This is a genomic window from Collinsella sp. CLA-ER-H10 (assembly GCF_040092475.1).
GTDB lineage: Bacteria > Actinomycetota > Coriobacteriia > Coriobacteriales > Coriobacteriaceae > Collinsella.
This window is the reverse complement of sequence record NZ_JBBNLM010000040.1, coordinates 1-3090: the sequence shown is the minus strand read 5'-3', so window position 1 is coordinate 3090 and position 3090 is coordinate 1. Positions and strand designations below refer to the sequence as shown.

Annotated in this window: 1 protein-coding gene and 1 pseudogene; one reads left to right on the top strand and one right to left on the bottom strand. The window is 64.0% G+C overall.

Going from position 1 to position 3090, the window contains the following annotated elements:
- Positions 1–78: 78 nt before the first annotated feature.
- A complete protein-coding gene (gene mgtA / locus AAAX36_RS09370; protein ID WP_349075270.1) occupies positions 79–2847 on the bottom strand; it encodes a magnesium-translocating P-type ATPase in 2769 nt (922 codons plus the stop codon).
- Between the two features lie 116 nt (positions 2848–2963).
- On the opposite strand from mgtA, the pseudogene AAAX36_RS09365 reads away from it, so the two are divergent.
- Positions 2964–3090 (top strand): annotated as a pseudogene (locus AAAX36_RS09365) (winged helix-turn-helix domain-containing protein); the annotation flags it as partial.

The window sequence follows — 3090 nt, the reverse complement described above, 5'->3', positions numbered from 1 at the left end:
CCAAGAAATGGGAGGCAGTTCACAGGCGCCTTTGTGGTGGTTTTGCCCTTGGGCTGTCTACTGTGGCGGCTCACCGTGCTACAGCAGCTCGCCGTGGCGGGCGATGTAGCGGCGCTTTGCCAGTTGAGTGAGCGCGATGTAGGCGGCAACGATGCCGATGAGCAGTGCGAAAAAGATTGCGGGTAGCGTCATGAGGCCCAGCGCGTCGGCGATGGGGCTTGCCGGCAGCCAGGTGACAAGTGCCAGGCCCAGCACGGTGAGCACGCACAGCGCAGGCGCGGCGTGGTCGCGCGAGCTCGGCAGGCGCGGGGAGCGCAGCATGTGGATCACGAGCGTCTGCGACCACATGGACTCGACAAACCAGCCGCTCTGGAAAATCGCCGCAAAGGTTGCCATGCCGGCAACATTGCCCGCGGCGGCAAGCTCGGCCCAGCTCGCGCCCACGGCGGCGGGGCACACCACAAAGAAGAGCGCGGCGAAGGTCACGATGTCAAACAGCGAGCTCACGGGGCCAAGCTCGAGCATAAAGCCCTTGATGGACGCGGCGTCCCAGGCGCGCGGGCAGGCGGTCCAGGCGTCATCGACGGTGTCCCATGGCAGCGCAATGCACACGATCTCGTAAACCAGAGACAGCAGCACCAGCTGCAGGGCGCTCATGGGCAAAAACGGCAGGAACAGGCTCGCGACGGTCACGGACAACACGTTGCCAAAGTTGGAGCTCACCGTGGTCTTGAGGTACTTGAGCAGGTTGCCGTAGGTGCGGCGGCCTTCGATGATGCCGCGCTCGAGCACGCCCAGGTCCTTCTGAAGCAAGATGATGTCGGCGGATTCCTTGGCGATGTCAACGGCCGAATCGACCGAAATGCCGCAATCGCTCGCACGCATGGCGGCGGCGTCGTTGATGCCGTCGCCCATAAAGCCCACGGTGTGGCCGAGCAGTTCGCGCATGACGCGTACCAAGCGCGCCTTCTGCAGCGGCGAGAGCTTGGCGAAGAGGTGAGTTTTCTTGGCGCGCTCGGCAAGTTCGGCGTCATCGAGCGCATCGATTTCGGAGCCTAGCAAGACGTTGCTCGCGTCGATGCCGATTTTCTCGCAGACGGTGGCGGCGACGCGGTCGTTGTCGCCGGTCAGGACCTTGACCGCCACGCCCTTGGCCTCGAGGGTGGCGACAGCGCCCGCGGCACTTGCTTTGGGCGGATCGAGGAAGGCCAAAAAGCCCATCAGCACCATGTCGTACTCGTCGGCGATGCCAAACTCGCCCACGGTGCGCGGGCTGGTCTTCTGTGCCACGGCGATCACGCGCAGGCCCTCGGCATTGAGTCCTGCCACCTGCTTGCGAATCTGGGCGAGCTTCTCGTCGGTGAGCGGTTGGGCGATGCCATCGACTTCGACAAAGGAGCAGATTTCGAGCATCTCTTCGGCAGCGCCCTTGGTGACCATCTGGGTTTTGCCTTGGGCGTCGGCTACAACTACGCTCAGGCGACGGCGCAAGAAATCGAAGGGCACCTCGTCGACCTTGGTGTAGCGGTCGCGCAGGCTCTGGCCCAGCATGGAATCGGGCGCGACGACCGAGGGCGTTACATCGGCACGGTCGATTACGGCCAGGTCGATAAGGTTTTTGAGGCCGGTCTGGAAGAAGCTGTTCAAAAACGCATGGCGCAGCACACGTGCGTCCTCATTGCCATCGGTGTTGAGGTAGCGCTCGAGCACGATGCGGTCTTCGGTGAGGGTGCCGGTCTTGTCGCAGCACAGGACGTCCATGGCACCCAGGTTTTGGATCGCCGGCAGCTCCTTGACGATAACCTGGCGACGGGCGAGGTCCTTGGCGCCCTGCGACAGGCTCGTGGTCACGATGACGGGAAGCATCTGCGGCGTGATGCCCACGGCCACGCTCGTGGCGAACAGCAGCGCGTCGATGACGTTGCCCTTGGTGGCGGCGTTGATGGCAAAGACGGCCGGCGCCATAACGAGCATGAGGCGTACGAGCAACATGGAGACGCTCGAGACGCCGCGGTCAAACGCGCTCTTCTCGCCGCGCCCGTTGAGCATTTTGGCGATGCTGCCCAGGTAGGTGTCCGAGCCGGTGGCAACGACAAGCGCCATGGCGGTGCCGTTTTGCACGGAGGTGCCGGTAAAGACGATGTTCTTGCAGGCAGAGAGCGGCAGCGCAGAGCCGCCGGCACCATCGACGACGGTGGTGGCAGCGGTCTTCTCGACGGCCTCGCTCTCGCCGGTGAGCGCGGACTCGATCACAAACAGGTCGCGCGCGGTGACGATGCGGGCGTCGGCCGGCACCATATCGCCGGCAGAGAGGCGGATTACATCGCCGGGAACGAGCTCGTCGAAGGGGATCTCGAGGCGCTCACCGTCGCGCAGGGCGGTGCAAGTGTTGGACACCAGGTCCTTGAGAGCCTCTGCCGCATTGCCGCTGCGGGCTTCCTGGATAAACTTCATGCCGCCCGATACCAGCAGCATGATGCCGATGACGATGACCGTGGAGGGGTCGCGCTGCGGCTCGGGCACGGCGAGCACGTCGATGTAGAGCGAGACCAGCGCGAGCGCGGCGAGGATACCGGCGAAGGGATCGATGAACGCGTCGGCGACGCGGCGGGCGAGCGTTTTGGTCGTTGCCTCGATGGTGTTGGGGCCGGAGGCGTCCAGGCGCTCGGCTGCCTGCTCGGCGGTGAGGCCGTTTGCCGTGGCGCCAAGCAGTACGAGAGCGTCATCGGCACTATGGGTGGTGGCGAATATGGTGTTCTTGGACAGGCCGGTATGAGCGGCAGGGCGCGCCGCGCGGCGGCGCTTGGAGATGGCTTCGAGTACCGTGGCGGTTTTGAGCATCAGCATAGGGTCCTCCTTGTTGAAGGGAGTTAGCGTACGTGTCGTATTGAGTTGCAAAAAACCTAGATGTCGCTCACGTCATGCTCACGAACCACCACAAAGGGGACAGTGAACTGCCTCCAGTCTTTACCCGCGAGTCGTTGCTGCAGAGCGTGTGGGGCTGGGACTTCGACGGCGGTTCGCGCACCGTTGACGTGCACGTGCAGACGCTTCGCCAAAAACTGGGCGAGCATGCCAGCGCCATCGAGA

Coding starts and splice junctions, on each gene's coding strand:
- mgtA (WP_349075270.1), bottom strand. CDS start 2,847: ATGCTGATGCTCAAAACCGCCACGGTACTCGAAGCCATCTCCAAGCGC.